General features: G+C 37.6%; 22 protein-coding genes, 1 pseudogene and 1 riboswitch. Of the genes and pseudogenes, 3 read left to right on the forward strand and 20 right to left on the reverse strand.

What is annotated here, in order from left to right; genetic code table 11:
- Nucleotides 1–27: 27 nt before the first annotated feature.
- The 15 genes from sufC to BW724_RS17435 form a co-directional block, all read right to left on the reverse strand.
- A complete protein-coding gene (sufC, locus tag BW724_RS17375; RefSeq protein ID WP_088076412.1) occupies nucleotides 28–810 on the reverse strand; it encodes a Fe-S cluster assembly ATPase SufC in 783 nt (260 codons plus the stop codon).
- A 603-nt stretch (nucleotides 811–1,413) separates the two neighbouring features.
- Nucleotides 1,414–1,554 carry a YuzK family famiily protein gene (locus tag BW724_RS23710; protein ID WP_176371234.1) on the reverse strand — a complete coding sequence of 47 codons (141 nt, stop codon included), beginning with the start codon at nucleotides 1,552–1,554 and terminating at the stop codon, nucleotides 1,414–1,416.
- 335 nt (nucleotides 1,555–1,889) lie between these two features.
- On the reverse strand, nucleotides 1,890–2,258 hold the full coding sequence (locus BW724_RS17380; RefSeq protein WP_088076413.1) for a carboxymuconolactone decarboxylase family protein: 369 nt from the start codon (nucleotides 2,256–2,258) through the stop codon (nucleotides 1,890–1,892).
- Nucleotides 2,259–2,517: 259 nt separating this feature from the next.
- The gene (locus tag BW724_RS17385) at nucleotides 2,518–3,408 is read right to left on the reverse strand and encodes a MetQ/NlpA family ABC transporter substrate-binding protein (RefSeq protein ID WP_088076414.1); all 891 of its coding nucleotides are present in this window, start codon (nucleotides 3,406–3,408) and stop codon (nucleotides 2,518–2,520) included.
- A gap of 24 nt (nucleotides 3,409–3,432) precedes the next feature.
- Nucleotides 3,433–4,119, reverse strand: coding sequence for a methionine ABC transporter permease (locus BW724_RS17390; protein ID WP_328588723.1), 687 nt, complete (start codon nucleotides 4,117–4,119; stop codon nucleotides 3,433–3,435).
- Nucleotides 4,112–5,137 carry a methionine ABC transporter ATP-binding protein gene (locus tag BW724_RS17395; protein ID WP_088076415.1) on the reverse strand — a complete coding sequence of 342 codons (1,026 nt, stop codon included), beginning with the start codon at nucleotides 5,135–5,137 and terminating at the stop codon, nucleotides 4,112–4,114. Before BW724_RS17395 ends, BW724_RS17390 begins: the two co-directional genes overlap by 8 nt.
- Before the next feature lie 255 nt (nucleotides 5,138–5,392).
- Nucleotides 5,393–5,500: riboswitch (SAM riboswitch) on the reverse strand.
- 156 nt (nucleotides 5,501–5,656) lie between these two features.
- Nucleotides 5,657–6,010 (reverse strand): hypothetical protein, encoded by a 354-nt coding sequence (locus tag BW724_RS17400; RefSeq protein ID WP_088076416.1) that lies wholly within the window; start codon nucleotides 6,008–6,010, stop codon nucleotides 5,657–5,659.
- A gap of 43 nt (nucleotides 6,011–6,053) precedes the next feature.
- The gene (locus tag BW724_RS17405; protein ID WP_088076417.1) at nucleotides 6,054–7,337 is read right to left on the reverse strand and encodes an MFS transporter; all 1,284 of its coding nucleotides are present in this window, start codon (nucleotides 7,335–7,337) and stop codon (nucleotides 6,054–6,056) included.
- A gap of 223 nt (nucleotides 7,338–7,560) precedes the next feature.
- Nucleotides 7,561–7,890, reverse strand: a complete 330-nt coding sequence (locus tag BW724_RS17410; protein WP_088076418.1) for a DUF2553 family protein — start codon at nucleotides 7,888–7,890, stop codon at nucleotides 7,561–7,563.
- A gap of 137 nt (nucleotides 7,891–8,027) precedes the next feature.
- Entirely contained in the window at nucleotides 8,028–8,414 is a 387-nt protein-coding gene (gcvH, locus tag BW724_RS17415; protein WP_088076419.1) for a glycine cleavage system protein GcvH, read from the reverse strand.
- A 157-nt stretch (nucleotides 8,415–8,571) separates the two neighbouring features.
- Nucleotides 8,572–8,928, reverse strand: coding sequence for an arsenate reductase family protein (locus tag BW724_RS17420; protein WP_088076420.1), 357 nt, complete (start codon nucleotides 8,926–8,928; stop codon nucleotides 8,572–8,574).
- A gap of 98 nt (nucleotides 8,929–9,026) precedes the next feature.
- On the reverse strand, nucleotides 9,027–9,176 hold the full coding sequence (locus tag BW724_RS23715; RefSeq protein ID WP_176371453.1) for a hypothetical protein: 150 nt from the start codon (nucleotides 9,174–9,176) through the stop codon (nucleotides 9,027–9,029).
- Between the two features lie 283 nt (nucleotides 9,177–9,459).
- On the reverse strand, nucleotides 9,460–11,244 hold the full coding sequence (locus tag BW724_RS17425) for an acyl-CoA dehydrogenase family protein (RefSeq protein ID WP_417891439.1): 1,785 nt from the start codon (nucleotides 11,242–11,244) through the stop codon (nucleotides 9,460–9,462).
- Between the two features lie 57 nt (nucleotides 11,245–11,301).
- Nucleotides 11,302–12,480, reverse strand: a complete 1,179-nt coding sequence (locus BW724_RS17430; protein ID WP_088076422.1) for an acetyl-CoA C-acetyltransferase — start codon at nucleotides 12,478–12,480, stop codon at nucleotides 11,302–11,304.
- Nucleotides 12,481–12,495: 15 nt separating this feature from the next.
- Nucleotides 12,496–14,886, reverse strand: coding sequence for a 3-hydroxyacyl-CoA dehydrogenase/enoyl-CoA hydratase family protein (locus BW724_RS17435; protein ID WP_088076423.1), 2,391 nt, complete (start codon nucleotides 14,884–14,886; stop codon nucleotides 12,496–12,498).
- A gap of 277 nt (nucleotides 14,887–15,163) precedes the next feature.
- On the opposite strand from BW724_RS17435, the gene BW724_RS17440 reads away from it, so the two are divergent.
- The 3 genes from BW724_RS17440 (at nucleotide 15,164) to BW724_RS17450 (ending at nucleotide 17,435) form a co-directional block, all read left to right on the forward strand.
- Nucleotides 15,164–15,490 carry a hypothetical protein gene (locus BW724_RS17440; protein WP_088076424.1) on the forward strand — a complete coding sequence of 109 codons (327 nt, stop codon included), beginning with the start codon at nucleotides 15,164–15,166 and terminating at the stop codon, nucleotides 15,488–15,490.
- A gap of 20 nt (nucleotides 15,491–15,510) precedes the next feature.
- Complete coding sequence (locus BW724_RS17445) at nucleotides 15,511–15,849, forward strand: spore coat protein (protein WP_088076425.1); 339 nt, start codon at nucleotides 15,511–15,513, stop codon at nucleotides 15,847–15,849.
- A 986-nt stretch (nucleotides 15,850–16,835) separates the two neighbouring features.
- Nucleotides 16,836–17,435: a methyltransferase family protein gene (locus BW724_RS17450; protein WP_088076426.1), complete on the forward strand. Its 600-nt coding sequence runs from the start codon at nucleotides 16,836–16,838 to the stop codon at nucleotides 17,433–17,435.
- Nucleotides 17,436–17,557: 122 nt separating this feature from the next.
- On the opposite strand, the gene BW724_RS17455 is transcribed toward BW724_RS17450, so the two are convergent.
- From BW724_RS17455 to BW724_RS17475, 5 genes and pseudogenes are all read right to left on the reverse strand, one after another.
- Nucleotides 17,558–18,904: a hypothetical protein gene (locus BW724_RS17455; protein WP_088076427.1), complete on the reverse strand. Its 1,347-nt coding sequence runs from the start codon at nucleotides 18,902–18,904 to the stop codon at nucleotides 17,558–17,560.
- On the reverse strand, nucleotides 18,885–19,421 hold the full coding sequence (locus BW724_RS17460) for an RNA polymerase sigma factor (protein ID WP_088076428.1): 537 nt from the start codon (nucleotides 19,419–19,421) through the stop codon (nucleotides 18,885–18,887). The genes BW724_RS17455 and BW724_RS17460 overlap by 20 nt, the downstream gene beginning before the upstream one ends.
- 241 nt (nucleotides 19,422–19,662) lie before the next feature.
- Nucleotides 19,663–20,964 carry a preprotein translocase subunit SecY gene (secY, locus tag BW724_RS17465; protein ID WP_088076429.1) on the reverse strand — a complete coding sequence of 434 codons (1,302 nt, stop codon included), beginning with the start codon at nucleotides 20,962–20,964 and terminating at the stop codon, nucleotides 19,663–19,665.
- 270 nt (nucleotides 20,965–21,234) lie between these two features.
- Entirely contained in the window at nucleotides 21,235–22,533 is a 1,299-nt protein-coding gene (locus BW724_RS17470) for a homoserine dehydrogenase (protein ID WP_088076430.1), read from the reverse strand.
- Nucleotides 22,534–22,670: 137 nt separating this feature from the next.
- A pseudogene (locus BW724_RS17475) lies at nucleotides 22,671–23,963 on the reverse strand (O-acetylhomoserine aminocarboxypropyltransferase/cysteine synthase family protein); the annotation flags it as partial.
- Between the last annotated feature and the right edge of the window lie 5 nt (nucleotides 23,964–23,968).

Genomic DNA, 23,968 nt, shown 5'->3' on the forward strand with positions numbered 1-23,968 from the left:
TTCATTCCTCCTCTTTAAAGCCGCAAATTATTCTTGACCTACAGTTTCGTCTTCGATTCCTAGCTCTTCCTTAATCCAATCATAACCTTCTGCTTCAAGGCGCTCTGCTAATTCAGGTCCACCTGATTTTACAATGCGTCCTTGCATCATCACATGTACGAAGTCTGGCTTAATGTAGTTTAATAGACGTTGGTAGTGAGTAATGATTAAGCAACCGAAGTCATCTGAACGCATTTCGTTAATCCCTTTAGATACAACTTTTAATGCGTCAATATCTAGACCAGAGTCAATCTCATCTAAAATTGCAATTCTAGGTTGTAGCATCATTAATTGAAGAATTTCGTTACGCTTCTTTTCTCCACCAGAGAAACCTTCATTTAAATAACGGTGTTGGAAAGAATCATCCATCTCCAAAGTTCCCATTTTCTCATCCATTTTACGGATAAACTTCATTAGAGAGATTTCGTCTCCCTCTTCTCTATTAGCATTAATTGCTGAACGAATAAAATCTGCATTCGTTACACCACTAATTTCACTTGGATACTGCATAGCAAGGAATAGTCCAGCACGTGCGCGCTCATCAACTTCCATTTCAAATAAATCTTCACCATCAATGGATGCTTTCCCTTCCGTCACTTCAAATTTAGGATGCCCCATAAGTGCTGAAGCTAAAGTTGATTTACCAGTCCCGTTAGGACCCATTATCGCGTGGATTTCTCCACCCTTTACTTCAATCCCAAATCCTTTTAGTATTTCTTTCCCTTCAATTGAAACTCGAAGATCTTCTACTTTCAAGCTTGGTCTTGTCATTGCATATACCTCCATTTATTTTTTTGCATGTTTGAAAGCAAACGTGGTAAGATTGATCTTGTTGAAACTATAACTCCCTCTTCATTCTCAATCTATTCTCATTACAATCTTATACTAAATGAAAAACGAGTTCAAGAAAAAGACACATTTATATTTCATTCAATTTCCTTCCACATGTTTACCCTTCATCCGTCAAACTAAGAAAAATATGTAGATTTTCTCTTACTTTCCCTATGGTATCATACTTTTTCAGATAGAAAAAATAATATGCGTTTAATAAAAGACTTGTAAAAATTCCTTACAAATTATATTTTCTATTCTCAATAAAACATAAACATACACCTCTAATTGAGAATGAATATCGTTAAAGATTAAAAAATAGAACAATTATCAACAAGATGTGGAGTAATTTCAGCAGTTATAGTTTCCCTTAATCAAATATCTCTATACTAATTGCATACATACATAATGGGGATGCACCAATCGATAAGTAAAGATTGATGCATCCCCATTAAACTATTCTTATTAATCTTTAAATAATTCTTATGCTACAACATTTTACGCTTCTATACTAACGAATTCTACTTCTTAACCAAATTGTAATTACGTGTGCATTAATCGCTGATGTTCATTCAAAATGGCAATAGATTTTTGATGATCCTGTTCCCGCTCACGCTCAACCTTTAACCTCTTCTCAAGATCTTGGTTGTATTCCTCATATCCAATGCCGTGAGTTTGATGCATTGCTTTTTCCATCTCAGTTGTGTAATTATTCTGAATCTGATGGATAATAAATCACATTCCTTTCAGTTTTTTGCCTGTTCTTCAGGCAGTATTTTTAATACGTGATTTATCATAACATCAGTACTCTTCCATGCCAAAAGCCATTCAAAGTTATATTTTATAACATCAACTTGTTAGAAAACCTCTCACGACTTCAACATAACATCTTCTAAAATTCCTACGTATTACTGTCAGATACTCTCCCTTATAAATTTCCAGTTAAATGTAAGGGTTTTCATTTAATTCGCCTTTGGACGTAATTAATAGTACATAAATAGACGTAATTTAATAAGCCATTAGTGAGCCTGTGCATTGAACTCTTCTAGGCATTGTTCCACTAAAGTAACACCTTGACTCATTGCTGCACCGCCACCAAATGCACCTGTGACTCCAACCGCTTCAAGAATTTCTTCCTGGGTACACCCTTGATCAATACAGCCTTTCATATGATAGATAATACAATATTCATCTTGAGAGTATAAGCTAATTCCTAATGCGATTAATTGCTTTTCTTTTTGGGAAAGCTTTCCTTCTGAAAAACAAGCTCCTGTAAATTCATTGTATTTTCCGGCTATTTCAGGCATTTGTTTTGTAAATTGACCTAAACCTGCTTTATATTCCTTTAAAGCTTGCTGTATTGGTGATGATTCCATATGATTTTCCATTGGCATTTACCCCTTTTTTAGTTTCTATATCTACCATGCATTAATAGTATGAATGAAACCTGAAAAATTTATGAGGTATCTTTATCGTTGGTAAATAAATTGTAACTTGAAGTAAATATCAATGTAAGCGGAACTTGTATGAAATATAAGTATTCCACATGTTATACCAGATCGACACTTAAAAACAGCACCCCTGACCGAAAACTTCGAGCAGGGGTGCTGCTGTTATAAAACCAACCTTTTAAATTTTTCCCAAAAATTACTCAGCAGGAACTACAGCTCCACTGTATGTTTCTAAGATGAAATCACGAACAGCTTCGGATTGAAGTACTTCAATTAACTTAACGATACGCTCATCCGATTCATCACCACTGTTAACTGCAATGACGTTAACATATGGATTATCTTGGTCACCAGACTCTAAAGCAATTGCATCTTCAACAGGATTTAAGTCAGCATCTAATGCAAAGTTAGAGTTAATTAGTACCGCGTCCCCTTCACCACGTTGATATGCAGTCGGTAGTAATGCTGCTTCAACGTTAGCTCTGAAATCAAAGTCACGTGGGTTATCAATGATATCTTCTACGAATGCGCCACCTTCAGCTAAAGTAATTAACCCGTAGTCTTCCAGCATCGATAAGATACGCTTATGGTCAGCAGTAGAATCACTCATGATGATGACTGCACCTTCTGGTAAATCATCTAAACTATCATATTCTTGAGAGTAAACACCGATTGGCTCAATGTGAATTCCACCTGCGTTTACAAAATCATAACCGTGATCAGCAATTTGTGCCTCTAAATAAGGAATGTGTTGGAAGTAGTTTGCATCCAATTCCCCTTCATCTAATGCAATGTTAGGTAAAATATAATCAGTAAACTCAACGATATCTAAGTCAATTCCTTCTTCTTCAAGTAATGGTTGAGCAAATTCTAGAATTTCAGCGTGTGGTACATTGGAAGCACCTACAACTAAAGTTTCTAATTCAACAACAGCATCGTCTTCTTCAGCTGCTTCTTCATTTACCTCTACATTTTCTTCTGCTCCAGCTACGTTTTCTTCAGCAGCATCGTCTGTTCCTTCGCCACATGCAGCTAGTAAACCAAAAGATAAACCAACAATACTTAAAACCTTCACTAATTTCTTCATGTACAATTACCCCCTAAGTAATTCTTACCTTTTATCTATTTTATTTGTTAAACGATCGCCTGCAAATTGGAGAATGAAGACGATCACTAAAACCACTAGTGTTGCCATTAACGTGACATCATCCCTTCCACGCTGGAAGCCATGACTATATGCTAAATGGCCAAGTCCACCTGCACCAATTACCCCTGCCATCGCTGTATAACTTACCAATGCTATAGCTGTAACAGTTAGCCCTGAAATAAGAGCTGGTAATGATTCAGGTAATAATACTTTAAAAATAATTTGTGTGTTCGTTGCTCCCATGGATTTCGCAGCCTCAATCACACCTTTATCAATTTCCCTAAGTCCAATCTCCACCATCCTTGCATAAAATGGAGAAGCCCCTATTACTAAAGCAGGCAAAGCTGCAGATGGTCCAAGGAACGAACCTACAATAAAGGCAGTCACTGGAATTAACAGGACAATAAGAATAATGAACGGAATAGATCTAAATATATTTACATAAGCTGCAACTACAGCTTGAATCACCTTGTTTTCCCAAAGATTACCCTTATCTGTAAGGAACAACAGTAATCCTAAGATGATACCAAATATAAATGTGAGAGCCAGTGATATGGCTGTCATATATAAAGTTTCCTGTGTTGCGTTCCACAATGTAGACCAATCCACGTTTGGGAAAAACCACGTTTGAGTGAGGACAATATTACTCACCGTGGATCACCTCCACTTCCACCTGTTGGTCTCGAATATAATCTAGTACTTTTTGCACTTCTACAGCATCACCTTCTAGGCTAATAAACAAGGAACCATATGGACCATTTTGTGTCTGACTAATCTTCCCTTGCAAGATATTTACGGTAACTTCAAAGCGCCTAATAATATTTGTAATAAGTGGTTTTTCAGCATCCCCACCAACGAATGTCAGTTGAAGGACGTGACCAATATTGTTTTCTTGTAATAAATGCTGTAATGCTTCCTCAGTCTCTTCCGGCTCTGTAACCTGCTTAACAAATTCCTTTGTCATCTCTTCTTTTGGACGCTTAAACACTTCAAGTACGTCACCTTGCTCAACGATTTTCCCTTGCTCCATCACAGCCACGCGATGACATATTTTTCTTATGACATGCATTTCATGTGTGATTAAAACAATGGTTAGTCCTAGCTTTTTATTGATATCAACAAGAAGTTCTAGGATTGAATCTGTTGTTTTAGGATCGAGTGCTGATGTCGCCTCATCACAAAGTAAAACCTTAGGATTGTTAGCTAGTGCCCTTGCAATCCCTACCCTTTGTTTTTGACCGCCGCTCAGCTGTGAAGGATAAGATCCTCCTCTTCCTTCTAGACCAACTAATCTAATCAATTCATTTACTCGTTGATCCCGTTCTTCCTTGGGAACCCCTTTAATCTCCAATGGAAAAGAAATATTATCCTTTACTGTCCTTGACCAAAGTAAATTAAAATGCTGAAATATCATACCAATTTCTTGTCGCGCTTCACGCAGTTTTTTCTTTGAAAGCTGGTTCATGTTTTTCCCAGCGATAGTTACATCACCAGAAGTCGGTTCCTCAAGCATGTTCAGCAACCTGATTAATGTACTTTTCCCAGCACCACTGTAACCAATGATCCCAAATATTTCCCCTTCATTAATCTTTAAGTCTATATGATCAACAGCAGTTACTTGACCATCTCTTGTTTGGTAGGTCTTCACTAGCCTTGATAATGAAATCACGTCTATCCCCTCTTTTCCACTTACATTTCCGCCACTTGTTAAAACTTAGTATGTGACGAATGAAATAAAACTTGCTTTTCTCCTGATAAGTATTTGAGATACATAATATCTATTATTCTTATAGATTTAGTCAGTTTAATTGAAATAATGTTGACGTATCGTCTCCCCATTTTTCAGTTAGCAAATTTTATAGGTACAAAAAAACCTTTCGGCTCACTAAAGATAAGCAGAAAGGTTTCATTATAAATAGCCTCACTCTTATCTTTCAAAGTAATAGAATACTTTGTGGAATTGGCACCTTCCAATTATATTGGTGGTTGCCGGGCTTCATCGGGCCAGTCCCTCCGCCTCTCTGGATAAGAAAATCTATTAAATTTTAATTGTGTTTTAATTAACTAATTTGGATCTTATCATGAAGACTTTGAGTCTGTCAAACACTTTATCTTAAATATATATTATATTTATATAGGTAAATGATGGTACTTCCCGCACAAAATGAACAATATATATTCATAAATATTATCCTATAACAGATCCTTTGCTTAAATAGAGTAATGATTCTAGTAAGAGGAGGTCCTTTAGGCTACCCGTTACTGAAATATCTCCCCTGTTTTTCATTGCCAATAAAAAATCGTCTCCTTGAAGGAGTTCACTCAATTGTTTGCTTTCTCCTTCAATACGAATATCATAACTTTCCTCGTCATCAATTAAATTTTTCAAAATAACTTCTGACTCGCGAAAGTGTAACATCCAGGTGCCATGATCACCACTATTAATACATATATTAAAATTGGCTTTTTCCAATAATCCTTCCAAATGTCTTGCTTTTCGTAAACGGTCAACAGCATTCGCAACAATTTGATTCAAGTTCATATTATCCCGCCTTCAGAGATGAGTTACTTGATATATTCTATCACTAGCCTATAGAATCCTTTAATTGTCCTTGATCAGGTTGCTGTTTCAACGGTTTTCGGAAGACAATAAAGAAATATAAAGTCCCAATAACATATAAAGTAGCTGTGATTGAAAATACAATTGCATATCCTGAATATGCGCCATAAACCATTACAATCGTTGTCGAAACTGGTCCCATTACAGCCCATCCGAGTTGAAAGACTGCCTGACCCACTGAATTTGCTAACCCTTTTATGGAGTTATCAACACTTCGCATCATTAAAGACATTTGGATTGGATTCCCGGCATTCATTAACGCTTGGCGGAATAAGAAGCCGAAGACTGCCCAATATATATTTTGCGTATAAGCAGTGATTAATAGAAACGGTATAGATAATAGTTGTAATACAACAACGGCCCTAACCTCTCCAAGTCTAGCTACTACTAAAGGACCAATTAATAGGGCCACCGCGGTCATCGCTTGCCCTCCTGAGATAATTAATCCGACTAGACTATGTGAAACCTCGAAACGATCCACGAAATAAAGGTTTAGATAAGGTATGACTAGTCCAGATCCAAAGCCAATAATTATTTGTGCTACTGCAAATAGAAGGATAATTTTTATTCCTTGTCGATGCGTTTTAAACAATTTTTTAAAGGAACGGTCTTGTTTCGTTTCGACTGATAATTTTCTATCTTCCCTAATTTTACGTATAGGAATGAGAGCAGAAAAAAAGAATACAGCTCCAACAAGTAAGCTTATTCGGATACTCCATAATGGAGTAAGACCAACTATATAATTAAAGAAGTCACTTAATGTTCCACCTAATGTATTCCCGATAACATTAGCGACCATAATAATCGCAAAATTAAAACTAAACAAATGAACTCGCTGTTTTTCTGTTGAGTTTTCCGCAAGAAGTGGAATGGAAGACACTTGAATAAAGGCCATAAACATCCCAGTCATAAAAGCGGATCCCAATAATAGTATTTCAATGGATAAGGTTGCTCGTAATAACAAGCTAAATGCAGCAAAAACGGCTCCAACATAAATCACTTTTTTTCTACCAATACGGTCGCTCAGAATTCCTGCCGGTAAAAGGAGTAATGCTGTAGCAATGGACTGCATGGCAATCACAGAACCATTCATCTGATCATCGTAGCCTAGCTCTCGTATATAATAATTGTAAATGATCATAAAAATACCCATACCTATATGGGCGAGGATGGAGCTTAAGAGGAATAATCTAACGTTTTTGTTATAACCTTTGAATTGGGTAGACCAATCCCCAACAAACTTCCCCATACTTTCTTACCCCTTCCTGCCTTTAAAAATTAAATTTCTTCAAATTAATATTTCGTCACCCTAAGTAATAATAGCTTACTGGAAGTCTTTTGAAAAGGATTATTTTTGGTTGAGTTACATCGTTTTTTAGGAAAGGGAATAAAAAAAACCACCCATCCAAAGCGAGGATGAGTGATCTTCAATGGCAAGGGTGCATTCAAAGCCTAGCAATTCCTAACAATCATTAGCACCAGCCCATGTCGCAACCTTCAACGTAAGATTTAGGTTGTTCTGGCTGCTTCGCCTTTCCTTTTTGTCCTAAGTTCTTGTATATTTTATTATTATCAATTTCGAAGCCCTCTGCCATCTCATATTCATATTTATGGCCGTGATGTTTGAATTTTCCTATCTTCTCGTTATTATGATACAACACCGTTTCCCCGCTGTTTTCTTCCTTCTGAGCAACCTGATCAGTAATATCGATATGGGATTTAGGTTCATGCTCACTAGCAAGATTCATTGCTGCTGGATCAACAATTGATTGCTCATCGTAATACCCATTCGTTTTATCCATGCTAATCCCTCCCTTGATATATGATTATGGTTTGCATTTTTCACTTAACGAAAACAATGAAATTCACACCAACTTCACCTTTTATAACCAAAAAAAGACCTGGAATAACCAGATCTTCTTCAATCATAGTAATTAAATTAATCTTCCTTAATCATTTCTTCGTATTTTTCAGGTGACATTAACTTATCGATTTCACTTTTATCAGTCGGCTCAATCACAATCATCCAAGCTTTTTCATACGGAGATTCATTAACAAATTCAGGAGAATCCTCTAATTCTTCATTTATTTCAACCACTTTACCGCTCAATGGGGCATATAATTCTGAAACTGTTTTTACTGATTCAACACTACCAAATGGCTCATCAGCTTCAATATCATCTCCAACCTCAGGTAGCTCAACAAATACAATATCTCCAAGTTCTGACTGTGCAAAATCAGTAATACCAATCCTCACCTTGTCGCCTTCGGTTTTTACCCATTCATGTTCTTGTGAAAACTTTAAATCCTTTGGTAAGTTACTCATGATTCGATCCCTCCATCATCTTTTTTATACATAAAAACGAGCTCGACTTCAAATAAAACACAGGTTATGTAACTTTGAGCCCATCACGAAATATCTTCCATTTTCCACTATAGTACATATAATGAAATGGAATCAACTATTAGTCGTAAAATATTTACTATTTCCATACTTCCTCAAATGTATCTTCTTTAAACCCTACCGTCACTTTTTCTCCGTCCGTTACGATTGGTCGTTTAATGAGCATACCATCTGATGCCAAGATATCTAAAAGATCATCTTCCGTACTTGTCTTAACTTTATCCTTTAACCCAAGCTCACGATACTTCTTACCACTAGTGTTAAAAAACTTTTTTAAGTCTAGCCCACTGTTGTCGAATAACTCCTTAAGTTTTTCTTTACTTGGTGGTTCCTTCACTATATGAATAGCATCATAAGCAATACCATTTTCATCTAACCACTTCAATGCTTTTTTACATGTCCCACAAGCTGGATATTGGTAAACCGTTAAACTCATTTGTTTCTCTCCTCCATTTCATGTGCTCACGTTCTTACTTTAGTTGAGCAGCAAATACTATCATATATTATATTCAAATAACTAGACGAATTTCCTGCTTAGTTTTGCTGATTTTTTGCTTCTGTATCTTCTGTTGATAGAACTTCGTAAGTCTCTTTGAGTGAATTAACTACCCCATTCTCTGTTGAAAATTCCTCAATCGCAGTGATAATTGTACCTTTTATAAATTCGTTACTTGGTTTATTCATGGTGGTACACTCCTTATTATATTTTTAGTGTATTATTGATTCCCTTAAGAAAAGTTGGAAGAAAAACATGTCAAATTACACAGTACTTTTCAAATTAGTGTTTACAAAGGCCTTCTAAGAACACTTAGCAATATATAGAAACATGGTGATAGATGGCAAAAGAGCCCCACATTCGTGGGACCCTTCCGCTTCAATCAGAGAGGAGAATGCCTTCCTTTTAGAAAGGAGGAATTATTTAATTGGAGCACGATGCCCCAAAGTTGAAATCTAAATTAAAGTTTTATTACACTACATATTTTTCAGCATCGATAATTAATGCTGCTACTTCACGCTTTTTAGCTACTACATTAACTGGCGTATGGCGAGTTAGTTTTTTCAGGATAGACAGCATTGTTCTTAAGCTGTCACCATCCTCTAGTGCTACTAATGATTCTTTCGCAATTGCTTCAATTTTGTTGAATGATTCTTGCGTAAATACTTCTGTTAACAATAACTTCGTAGACGCTTTATCTAGACCGTCCTTAGCAATTGCTTTCTCAGTACGTAATACACAAGATTCAATATTGAAGATTTCAGATACAATGTCAGCCACATTTGCAAGCATCTCTTGTTCCTTCTGTAAACCTTCACCATATTTCTGAACTGCAGTACCAGCAATCATCATAAAGATCTTTTTAGCATTTTCTAACAAGTATTTCTCTTGCTCTAATGGCTCATCACCAACTTCTTGAGGCATCATCATCATGAGCTCTTCTTGAAGGGAACCTGCCTGCTCTAATAAAGGAAGCTCACCTTTCATTGCCTTTCTCATGATTGTCCCAGGTACAAGCATTCTGTTAATTTCATTTGTACCTTCAAATATGCGGTTAATTCTAGAGTTTCGGTACATGGATTCTACTTCGTACTCACTCATGAAGCCATATCCACCATGAATTTGAACTGCTTCATCAACTACAAAATCAAGTACTTCAGAAGCAAAGAATTTATTTAATGAACATTCAATTGCATATTCACCAATTGCTTTACCTACAACCTTGCCATCCTTCTGCTCTTCGTCGGTTAATGCAGAAAAAGCGTCGTCAATCAATCCAGCTGTACGGTAAATTGTACTTTCTGCTGCATAAGTTTTTGCAGCCATTTCCGCTAGCTTCTTCTGAATTAAAGTAAACTTAGAGATCGGTAATTTAAATTGCTTTCGTTGATTTGCATATTTTGTTGCAACTTCAATAGCATATTTTGAACCACCGACACAACCTACTCCAAGCTTCCAACGACCAATGTTTAAGATGTTAAAGGCAATAACGTGACCTTTTCCAATTTCACCTAATACGTTTTCAACAGGTACTAGTGTATCTTCAAGAATTAAAGTTCGCGTTGAGGAGCCTTTAATACCCATTTTCTTTTCTTCTGGTCCTGTTGAAACTCCTTCAAAGTCTTTTTCTACAATAAATGCTGTAAATTTGTCCCCATCGATTTTAGCATAAACAACAAATACATCAGCAAATCCAGCGTTAGTAATCCATTGCTTTTCACCGTTTAAAACATAGTGAGTTCCCGCTTCATTTAGCTTTGCAGTTGTTTTTGCACTAAGTGCATCAGAACCAGAACTTGGCTCCGTTAATGCATAGGCGGCTAGTTTTTCACCAGTAGCAAGCTCTGGAAGGTATTTTTGCTTTTGCTCCTCTGATCCAAAGAATACAATCGGTAATGAACCAATCCCAACGTGTGCCCCATGAGAGAGCGAGAAAGAACCTGCACGGGAAAACTTCTCTGTAATAAGAGAGGAACTGATTTTATCAAGACCAATTCCACCGTACTCTTCAGGAACATCAGCACCTAATAGACCAAGTTCACCAGCTTGCTTTAATAGTCTTACAGAAATATCAAATTGATGTTCTTCAATTTTTTCGATTTCTGGAACAACTTGCTCAACAACAAAATCCTCCGTTGTTTTTGCAATCATTTCATGCTCATCTGTTAAATCTTCTGGTGTGAAAACTCGATCTGGTGTAAGCTCCTCTAGTAAGAAGCCACCACCTTTTACTGTTTTATCAGCTGTCGCCATTATTCATTCCCCCTATATTTGGTATCCGTACATACAACAATCTATGACACTAGTAAATTACTAAATTAGCTCAAACACTCCTGCTGCGCCCATTCCGCCACCAATACACATCGTTACTACGCCAAATTGTTCTCCACGACGCTTCATTTCATGAACAAGACTTAAAGTCAGCTTTGTTCCAGTACAGCCAAGTGGATGTCCGAGTGCGATAGCACCACCATTTACGTTCACTTTATCTTGATCGAGACCGAGATGACGGATAACTTGAAGAGATTGAGATGCAAATGCTTCATTTAGTTCAAATAATCCTATATCAGCTAATTCTAGCCCAGCCATTTTCACAGCTCTTGGAATTGCTTCAACTGGACCGATACCCATTACTTCTGGAGCTACCCCAGCAACAGTAAAGGAACGGAATTTAACAAGTGGTGTTAAACCATCTGCTTCTGCCACTTCACGGTCCATTACTAGAACAGAGGCTGCACCATCACTCATTTGTGACGCGTTTCCTGCTGTTACAGAACCTTTCACATGGAATGCAGGTCTTAGTTTTGCTAACGTTTCAAGACTAGTTTCAGGACGTACTCCCTCGTCTTGCTCTAAAAGTACTTCTTTTTCAACGAGCTTATGTTTTGCATCAACGGAACGAAGTGTAACTGGAACTGGAACAATTTCGTCTTTAAATTTTCCATTAGCTAGGGCTTGTGCTGCTCTTTTATGACTTTCAACTGCAAAAGCGTCCTGGTCCTCACGGCTAATTTCATATCTTCTAGCTACTTCTTCAGCTGTGTGACCCATGCCCATGTAATACTCTGGTGCATTTTCTACAAGCGTTGGGTTCGGTGCAATCACATGTCCCCCCATTGGAATTAAACTCATAGATTCAGCTCCACCAGCTATAATCGCTTTTGAATTACCTAACATAATTCGCTCTGCAGCATAAGCAATACTTTGAAGTCCAGAAGAACAATAGCGATTGATTGTAATCGCAGGAACAGTTTCAGGAAGTCCAGCTATGGCAGATATGTTTCGCGCCATATTCATTCCTTGTTCTGCTTCTGGCATCGCACACCCAATGATGACGTCCTCAATTCTTGATGCATCAAAATCATTGGCCCGTTTTAACGTTTCCTTTATTGTTAATGCTCCTAAATCGTCAGGTCTAACATTGGCTAATGTTCCTTTTTTTGCTTTTCCTACAGGTGTTCTCGCACCTGAAACGATGACAGCTTCTCTCAAGTAATTCCCCTCCTTCTAGTTACGTAATGGTTTCCCTTTTTGAAGCATGTGAGCCATTCGTTGCTGCGTTTTCGGCTCCCCTACAAGACTTAAGAATGCTTCCCGTTCAATATCTAGTAAATATTGCTCATCAACTTCCGTACCCTTAGCAACGCGACCACCAGCAATAGTAAATGCAAGCTTCTCTGCAATTTTCATATCATGATCTGAAATATAACCACTTAATTGCATCTGTTTCGCTCCAAGTAGCATTGTTGCATAACCTGTTTCACCAACAACTGGAATTTTCTTTCTTTCCGGTGGCTGGTACCCTTGATTTGCAAGATGTAATACTGTTTGTTTTGCATCATGAAGGAGGTGATCACCATTCATGCTGATACTATCCTGCGGACGAATAAATCCATGTTGCACTGCTTCATGAGCACTTGTGCTTACTTTTGCCATAGCGATTGTTTCGAAAACTTGGTTAGCGACTGCTTGAAGGTCAATTTGAGCTCCTTCAGGTAACTTTTCAATCTGACGGAGGTAAAGCTCTTTATTACCACCACCACCTGGTATTAATCCAACACCTACTTCAACAAGACCCATATATGTTTCCATTGAAGCTTGAATTCGAGCTGCTGGTAAACTTATTTCCGTTCCTCCACCCAACGTCATGCCAAACGGCGCTGCGACAATTGGCTTGCCTGAATACCTTATTTTGGCCATCGTGTCTTGGAATTTTCGAACTACAAGGTCTAATTCTGGAAAATTAAAGTCTTGTGCCTCCATCAGAATCATCATCAAGTTAGCACCTACACAGAAGTTTTTCCCTTGGTTATTAATAACCATCCCTTTGTAGTTCTTCTCCACTTCATCTATTGCTTTTCCGATCATTTGTAAAACATCTAATCCTATAGAGTTATTTGGTGAAGTGAATTCTAATACAGCAACATCATCTCCAATGTCTACGAGTGATGCGCCAGCGTTCTTGACAATAATATTACTACTGTCGTTTTTCAACGCTTTTATATTAATTACCTTTGAATTCAGATCTGCTTTTACATACTCCCCATTATGGTAGTATTCGTTATAAGCTTTGTAGAAGGAAGTGTGTCCTTTATCAAGCATCTCCTTTATCCAAGCAGGTACCTCGACACCTTCTTCTTCCATACGTTGCACTGATTTTTCAAGGCCAATGGCATCCCAAGTTTCAAATGGTCCTAGTTCCCATCCGAATCCCCACTTCATAGCATTATCTACTGCATAAATGGAATCAGCTACCTCGTAACATTTTTCTGCTGTGTATAATAAAACAGGCTTCAATATATTCCAAACGAGTTCCCCAGCCCTGTCATCTGCATAAACAAGCGCTTTCATTTTATCTGCTCTTGATTTAGCCTGCTTACTTTTCTGAACGGAAGCAGATTTTAGCTTTTTACGCGGAACATATTCCATCGTCTCGTAATCAAGCTCTAGTATTTCGCTTCCTTTTTCACCCTTCTGCTTTAAGTAAAAGCCTTGACCACTTTTGCTTCCAAGCCAACCTTTTTCTGCCATATCTCTCATGAAGGCAGGTGGATCAAAGACCTCTTTTTCTTCCCCATCCACTTCATCGTAAACGTTTTTAGCAACATGAAGGAATGTGTCCAAGCCTACAACATCTAAAGTTCTAAATGTAGCACTTTTTGGACGACCAAGGGCCGGGCCAGTTACTGAATCAACTTCCCCAACTGAATAGCCTCGTTCAACCATTTCCTTCACCGTTACAAGTAGCCCATACGTCCCGATACGGTTTGCGATAAAGTTAGGAGTGTCTTTCGCTTCTACAACACCCTTACCTAAAACATCCTCACCAAATGTACGTATGAAATTGAATACCTCATCACTCGTGTCCTTTGTTCGAATCACTTCGAGAAGCTTTAAGTAACGTGGTGGATTAAAGAAGTGAGTGCCTAGAAAATGTTTTCTAAAGTCCTCAGATCGCCCTTCCGCCATTGCCTCTATCGATATTCCCGATGTATTTGAACTTACAATACTTCCTGGCTTACGGTGTGCATCCACCTGTTCAAAAACTTTTTTCTTAATGTCCAAGTTCTCTACTACAACTTCAATGATCCAGTCCACCTCTGAAAGACGTTCCATATCATCTGTCATATTCCCCGCTTCAATTAAAGAAGCATTTTCTTTTCTCGCAAGAGGTGCTGGCTTTTGTTTTGCTAATTTTTTTATGGACTCAGCAGCTAAACGGTTGCGAACTACTTTATCCTCTAGGCTTAATCCCTTTTTTTCTTCTGCTGGAGTCAATTCCCTTGGAACAATATCCAGTAACAATGTTGGAATACCAATATTCGCAAGATGCGCCGCGATACCAGAACCCATTACACCAGAGCCTAATACTGCAACTTTACCAATTCTTCCTACCATAAGTACCTCCTTCTCCCACTCTTTGAATGAATACTCATTCATTTTTTGAGTAAAAAATTTTGCACATTTAAGTGCATCAATTTGTTCACGAAATGTCTACATCTAATACTATATTAAATTTTATTCATTCTCGCAACAATAAAGACTGAAAATTTTATAGATTTTTGCAAATTGAGAGTTCTGTGACGTTCTATTTTAGTTCGTATAGGCTTTTTTCCTTTGAGAACAATAATGAAAGATAAGCACAATTTTTGTGTTAACAAAGGAGGAAATAATAATGCAGCAACAACAAAACGCTATGGGGCAAGGGCAGCAGCAGGGTGTTATGACCCAACCACCTAATGTAGTAACAACGAAAGATCACTTGTACATTACAGACATGCTTTCATGGAATTTGCTTTCAATGAAAAAAGCACATCATTTTGCACAACAATGTCAAGATCCACAAGTATCACAAGCACTAGAAAAAGCAGGTAATATGCACCATAAGCATTATCAAACATTACTTAACCATCTTAATCAACAACAGCAAATGCAGCAACAGCAGTATATGCAACAGCAGCAATCACAACAACAAATGCAACAGCAAAATCCGATTCAGTAAATTGGAAGGAGGATATTCATATGAATCAACAACAATCATCAAAAATCAAAAATCCAAAGACACAGGTACCTGAAACACCACAAATGAATGACCGTGATTATATCAATGATATACTAACGACGGAAAAATATATGACCAGCTCTTATTCTACAGCTTTAAATGAAGCAAGTCATGAAGCATTATATTCAGATGTTGAACAAATATTCAATGAAACTCAGCGTTGTCAGCGCGAGCTATTTAACCTGATGTTTGAAAAAGGTTGGTACAGCTTTGATGCAGTACAAGAGCAGGAGTTAAGTCAGTCTTTCCAACAGTTTACTGGATACCAGACACAAAACCCTTATGCACAAAATAATTAATATGTAAGAAAAACCGGGCGATTTGCCCGGTTTTTTATATTGAATGATACTTTAAAGATAGAAATAGAAATGAAGGATGTTTATTTTGCGCCGAATAAATTGGGATTCTGTCTTCAGTACCCCCTCTTATTGACAGATTTTCTTGTTAAAATTTGAAATCTGTCGATATCACCTCGCTTTATCGACAGTTTTGCTTTCCAAAACTTCAAATCTGTCGGTATCACCCACTCTTATCGACAGTTTTACTTACCATAACTTCAAATCTGTCGGTATCAACCACTCTTATCGACAGTTTTACTTACCATAACTTCAAATCTGTCGGTATCACCCACTCTTATCGACAGTTTTACTTACCATAACTTCAAATCTGTCGGTATCAACCACTCTTATCGACAGTTTTACATACCATAATTTCAAATCTGTCGGTATCAACCACTCTTATCGACAGATTTCCTTCCCAAAAATTCAAATCTGTCGGTATCAACCCCTCTTATCGACAGATTCCCTTCTCAAAACTTCAAATCTGTCGGTATCACCCCCTCTTATCGACAGATTTACTTCCCAAAACTTCAAATCTGTCGGTATCAACCCCTCTTATCGACAGATTTACTTACCACAATTTCAAATCTGTCGGTATCAACCACTCTTATCGACAGATTTCCTTCCCAAAAATTCAAATCTGTCGGTATCAACCCCTCTTATCGACAGATTCCCTTCTCAAAACTTCAAATCTGTCGGTATCACCCCCTCTTATCGACAGATTTTCTTCACAAAACTTCAAATCTGTCGGTATCAACCCCTCTTATCGACAGATTTACTTCCCAAAACTTCAAATCTGTCGGTATCAACTCCAACAAAACCGCATGACGTTGTACAGCAAAAGAAATCAGACTTACCCAACAATTTCAAACTACCTTATTCCAAGAACATAACAGACAGAAAGCCTCAACGGGTAGAAAATTCCCACTGAGGCCTTTTATGATTAAATGATTATTTTTCCGTATTTCGCACAACCTAGAAATATGAATGCAGGCATATTTATATTCACAATATTATTAACAGGTTGGCTTTTAGAATGGATTGTTTACCAAGACACAGGCAAAAAAACTAGAAAGGAGGTTAATAAAAAAGCCTTATTGTATAAGTTATCGCTTGCTGGAATGTTTCTATTAGCAGTTTGCGCTAGCTACTCTTTAAGCTTGCTAACAGAAAGCAGCATGGCTTATACAAAAACGTTTGGACTACTATTTTTTTCTCAAGGATTGTTTCTCAGATATTGGACGTACTATTTGATAAAACCTCATTTTACACGTACTATCGTCCCTTTAGAAAATCGACCATTATACAGTCAAGGTCCATTTCGATTTACAAGACACCCATTCCATACAGGTTTCTTTTTTATCTCCTTAGGTATTAGTTTATATATCAGTGGAAACTGGCTATCAATATTGACTACATTTTTGTTTGTTGGTAGTGCATTGCACTATCGAATGGCTTACGAAGAGAACTATTACCAGAAAAAATATGGAGACATTTACATTTACTGGTGTAAACACCGTTTCCGACTATTGCCTTTTTTATATTAGGGATCCCTGAAAAAACAACAAGTCATTGGTCTAGCTACAGTCATTTCCCTTTCCACGAACGACAACAAAGCCTCCTCAATGCATTTCTGTGCATCTGAGGAGGCTTTCCACTACTTTATCATTTATGAACTTTCTAAAATACTATCTAATAACCCTTCCATGATAATGCCGACTAAGTACCAGGTTCCCTCTTGGTCTTCAAAAATGAGTTGGAATGCATTACCTTCGTTATGATCATTCTGCATATCTTTAGGCTGAAATTCTGCATAAAGTCCCGCTGGGTATTCCTGGTGAATTGTACTGAGCTCGTCAGGGTGATTAGGGATATCCTGATAATACTTCAAGGAAACTACGTCAAGTAAGTGTTGGCTAGTTTCATCAGCTAATTCATTAGATGTTAAATTTTCCTCATCTTTTTTCATATCTAATTGCTTTCCTAATGGCGAAACAATTGATACCTCTTCCATAGAGTTAATCTCAGCTCTTGAAAAAAGCAAGCCACTCTTTTTATCTGGATTATTTAAGATCTGAATGCCTTGCTCTTGGTGTATAAATGATGCCAGTCCAGAAAAATCGTCCATCAAGAAACTAATGACTTCCTCACTCTTTTGCAACACTTCCCCTTCAACATCAGTACCTGCATATTTTTCATAACCTAATGCTGCAACTAAATCATTCCATCTACGACGTTCTACATTATTTAGTAAACTTTTATCACCTATATGATGTTTTATTTTTGAAAGCATATCACTTAACTTATTTTTTTCCTTCCCATATTGGGTAAGTGAAGAAACAATTACCTCCTCACTCCCCATATCGATTTCCGTCAATCCATTTAAAAACTCCATAGGGTCTGTTTCAAATAGATTGTATAGTAAGGCTGGATAGTTTTCATAAAAAGCAGGGTCAAGGTATTGTGCTAAATCGATAATTTCCTCCATATATTTGAGTTTAATTAATTGATCTAGATCTTCGAGAAGATTCAATATAGTATTCTTATATTCATCTCCCACATCAGCCACAGTTTCTGTTTGAATAAATTGATAGAAGTTTTCAAAATCACTTTCGGTCTGAACATCATACGCTAAGACGTCCAAATAATCCTTATCATCTATCTCCTCTGAACCCTTCATCGATTCAACAGGACTATCATCTTCATCATTAGTTAGAGGTCCTTGATCCATCATAACCATTCCGTCTGACTCTATCTCTTGATCAGATGAATGTGGACTTGGAGAATTTTCGTTAAAAAATGAATTTGGGATTATTAATAGAAGTAAAAAGGCTACAGCAGGTCCTATTACGATAGGATGTAACAGGCGCCTGCGCATCTTATCCCACCAGTTCATACGGACTGTTTTTCTCTCTATTTTAGACCAAGTCATTTGTTTTGCCTTCGTATCTCTACTAACTTTATTTAGTTGTTGTAGCTTCTTTTTCAATTCCAAATCAGCTTTGAACGGATTCATGCTGAAACCCCTCCACATTTAATTCTTTTTTGAGTGCAGCCATTGCTCTGTGAGTTGTAGACTTAACCTTCGCTTCACTACACCCTAAAACTTCAGCAGTTTCCTTGATAGAAAACTCCTTAATTTGGCGTAGGACTATAATCTCCCGATAATGAGGCTTTAATTTGCTCAAAGCTTCATACAGCAAAGCCACCCCTTCTCCTAATTCAGCAATTTCTGATGGGGTCATCTCAGTCACTTCTGGCTGATTTTGAAAGAACGAGGGCAAAAATGCTATAGGCCTTTTCTTACGATAAAAATCGTGAGTAGTATTTCGTGCAATCGTATATAGCCAAGTTTTATAGCTGGATCTCCCCTCAAACTGCCCCAGTCCCTTATATGCTCTAATAAAAACCTCTTGGGTAATATCTTCTGCATGTTGAGAATCTCCAGTATGTAAAAGTACAAATCGAAAAATAGCATCACTGTATTGTTCGTATAAGTCCTCGAGTTGGACATTTCCCCACTCTTCTCCCACAATGTTTCCCTCCACTACCCTTCAAAAAAGTAGACGCAACTACAATGAAGGTTGATCCGCTTGTAATACAAATGTAATGAAACCCTGAGTCATTGATCTATAATTTAAAGTTCCTATTAGACTAGTAAATTAAATATAGAATTAATTATACATCAATTCATAGAGTTAGGTTTTGAATAAAAGAATAAAAAAAGTCCCAGTAAGGATTCAATCCTCACTGAGACTCTTCTACACATCATTTTTAGCTAGAACGCTTCAAGAAGCCTTTGTAGCTTCTGTCGATTAATTGACTTTCGATCTGCTTCATTGTATCAAGGGCAACCCCTACAACAATTAATAAGCCTGTCCCACCAATTTGAACTGCTGGCGGAAGACCCATTGCAGATGTAAAGATAATCGGAATAATTGATACAGTTGCCAAGAATATGGAACCGACGAATACAAGTCTGTACAATGTACGAACAATAAATTTCTCCGTCGTTTTACCTGGACGGATACCAGGAATGAATCCATTTTGCTTTTTAAGATTATTCGCCATCTGTTCAGGATTAATCTGTACAAATGTATAGAAGTAACTAAACCCTATAATTAGTGCAGCGTATAGAATCATCCCTACTGGGTTCGTGTAGTCGAAGTACTTAATAACCCAGCTTGCTACAGCGTTGTCAGCTCCAACTAAATTTGCAATTGTCCCTGGAAAAATGAATAGTGACATGGCAAAAATAACTGGAATAACACCTGCAGTATTTACCTTAAGAGGTAAGTGAGACGATTGTCCACCTGTAGGACGACCCCCTGCAGCCATCTTTTTAGCATACTGAACTGGAATTTTTCTAACAGCTTGTTGTACATAAATAACTCCAACAACAATTGCAAGAATCGCTAGCAGAATGAGTGCAATAACTACGATATTCATAAATAGTTGATCACCAGCATCTGCGATGTACATTGCATACAGTTGATTGACACCAGTTGGAATTGCAGATGCAATACCAGCAAAGATCATGATGGAAATACCATTCCCTACACCTTTTGCAGTGATTTGCTCACCTAGCCACATAAGGAATGCAGTACCTGCAGTCAATACAGTTGCAATTAGTAAATATGTTCCCACTGTTGGATTAGGTACAAGACCTGGCATGATATTATTAAAACCTATAGATAAAGCCAATGCTTGGAAAAATGCAATTCCGATAGTACCATAACGAGTAACTTGTGCCAGTTTTTTACGTCCTGATTCCCCTTCTTTTGCCCACTCAGCAAATTTAGGAACAACATCCATTCTCAAAAGCTGCACAATAATCGACGCTGTAATGTACGGCATGATTCCTGTTGCAAAAACTGAGAAGTTCTCCAATGCTCCTCCACCAAATGTGTTTAAGAATCCTAAGGCAGCAAGATCTTGAAAATCAAGAACCTCAGCATTAACCCCAGGCGCTGGAATATGTGCACCGATACGGAATACAACCAGCATAAGTAATGTGAAAATAATCTTGTTGCGCAGATCTCCTACGCGAAAAATATTACGGATTGTAGCAAACATGTGCAGCACCTCTACCTTTTGTCAAATATTCGTCGCCACTTTTCATGGTGATGTTAATAGAATACCACAAAATCTAGCAAAAATATGAGAAAATTTTAGAATTGAAAAAATTCTATCATACTTTCACATGAAAAATAAAGCGTTTTCAATAGTTTCGTATGTTTGGAGACACAAAAATGTCAAAAATTACATCACTTCTTACCATATAATGAAACGTTCTATGCAAGCCTCCAGGCAGCAAGAACGTTTCAGAATACTGTTAAATATTAATTAGATTACCTTTATGCTTTTTCCATGTTTTTCTTGTAATGAGGAACTGTTTTCTAATAGTTTCTTTGACAATACAGGATAGATGTTAGCACCCTCATATTGCTTTTCTAAATCGGTTAAAGGAATACTAGAAAATACAATAGCACCGTAAGTTTTGTCCTCAACTGACGTATCTTCAAGAACGGTTACACCATCACCATTTTTCACCTCTACATTAGGTGAAACAATAAAATAGTACCATTGGATGTTGGTCTCCTCAGCCGATTTATTATTGCGCACCTCTTGTTCTACTTCTACTAAATCAGTTACTTTTCTTTGTTCATGACAGTTAGTTAATAGATTGATTACGTCTTCAATAACAGCACTTGCTGTAGGAAATTTCCCTGCACCAGGTCCTTGCAGCATAATCGATCCTACGATACTTCCTTGAATTTGAATGCCATTATTCACACCATCTACGCCGTACAATAGATGATCTTCACAAACAAGGTAAGGCTGAACAGAAGCCTCTATCCCCTTCCCTGTGTCAGATAAACTTGCTATATGCCTCATTCTCCCCTTAAGAGCTGAAGCTAATTTGATTGTTTCCCTAGTAATTGAGCCAATACCTATTGGTTTCGATGTTGTCCAAATAGGCGACTTCCCATAAACCCATTGACTAAGTATTTCAGTTTTATAGAGAGCGTCCCAACCATTAATATCTTTATCTGGGACTACCTCAGCATAGCCTTTTTCCTGCGCTTCATAAAGAGCTTCTGTAAATGAAGTACCCCCTTCACGCATTTTCGTTAATATAAAGTTGGACGTGCCATTAAGTATTCCTTCAATTCGTTCAATGTTATTCGTCTTTAGTGTATGTCTAATTGTATTTAATAGAGGAATTCCACCTGCAACGGCCGCTTCAAATAAAAGATGACAATGATTCCTTTCTGCCACTTGGTGAAGCTCTGGACCATGTTTTGCAATAAGCTCCTTATTTGCTGTTACAATGGACGTTCCTTTTTCTAGAAGCCTCTTAACATAGTCATAAGCTGTTTGAGCATCTGGAGTTGCCTCTATGACGACATCAAGGTGCTTTTCTTCTATTAAATCATTAAAATCTGTGGTTACCTTCACATCAGGTCCAATCTCTCTATTCTTTTCTTGGTTTACCACGATCATTGTTACTGCAATGGGTCTACCTAACAATCCTTTGATTTTATCCCCTTGATCAGAGATTGTTCTATACACACCTTCTCCTACAGTACCGAATCCGATTATTGCTATTCTAAAAGGCTTTTGTTGATACTCACTTAGCATCTATCGCCCCTCCTTTTACATTTAGGGTGCTAAAAAAGGGGACAGAGTAGTTTGAGGTGCTTTGGTTTCTCAGCACCAGGCTACTCCATCCCAGTTATTCTTTTTGTCCCTTATACTGTTACTTGATCAACTTTTTCACCAGTTGCTTTAAGGAGTGCGTCATTTAATGATTTCTTTAAATCTTCGACGTTTTCAATTCCGACAGACAAACGAACTAAATCCTCTGTCACTCCTGTTGCTTTTATTTCTTCTGCAGATAGCTGTTGATGTGTTGTAGTAGCTGGGTGGATAATTAAGCTTTTTGCATCTCCAACGTTCGCTAAGTGCGACCATAACTCTATTGAATCGATGAGCTTTCTACCAGCCTCACGACCACCTTTAATACCAAAGTTTAATACAGACCCATATCCACTATTAAAGACCTTTGTTGCATGTTCGTGTGATGAATGTGATTCTAAACCAGGATAAGATACCCAAGAAACTGCTGGGTGCTCCTCTAAATACTTTGCAAGTTCTAAAGCATTTTCATTATGTCTTGGAACTCTTAAGTGAAGTGTCTCAAGACCTTGTAGTAATTGGAATGCATTAAACGGGCTTAAGCATGCACCAAAATCACGTAAAAGCTGTACACGTAGTTTAATTGCAAATGCAGGGGCTCCAACATCTACAAACTTTAAACCATTGTAGCTTCGATCTGGTTCTGTAAAACCTGGGAACTTTTCTGAGTCCCAATTAAAATTACCACCATCAACTATAACGCCACCGATCGACGTTCCATGCCCACCAATCCATTTCGTAGCTGAATGAACAACAATGTCAGCCCCAAGCGTAATTGGCTTACAAGATACAGGTGTTGCAAACGTATTATCGATGATTAAAGGAACACCTGCTTCATGAGCTACATTAGCAACGCCTTCTATATCAAGCACATGCAAGCTTGGATTCCCAACCGTTTCAGCAAATACAGCTTTCGTTTTATCCGTAATCGCTTCACGGAAGTTTTCTGGATCAGTTGGGTCTACAAACTTAACATTAATTCCGTATTTAGGAAGTGTAATAGAAAACAAATTATACGTTCCACCATAAAGGTTCGTTGCAGCGACAATTTCGTCACCAGCACCTGCAATATTCAGTATTGAAAAGGAAATTGCCGCCATACCCGAGGATACCCCCACAGCCGCTACTCCTTCTTCTAACAGTGCTAAACGCTTTTCAAAGACATCTACTGTCGGATTCATGATTCGGCTATAAATGTTACCTTCCTCACTTAATGAGAACAAACCCTCAGCATGACTTGTGTCATCAAAAACATAAGACGTCGTTTGATAAATTGGAACCGCACGTGAACCTGTAGTTGGGTCGGGTGTTTGCCCCCCGTGTAATAATAAAGTCTCCAAGTTTTTAGTTTCAAAGTTATTTAGATTGCTCATTTTTC

The organism is Litchfieldia alkalitelluris (genome assembly GCF_002153425.1).
In the GTDB taxonomy this organism is placed as follows: Bacteria; Bacillota; Bacilli; order Bacillales; family Salisediminibacteriaceae; genus Evansella; species Evansella alkalicola.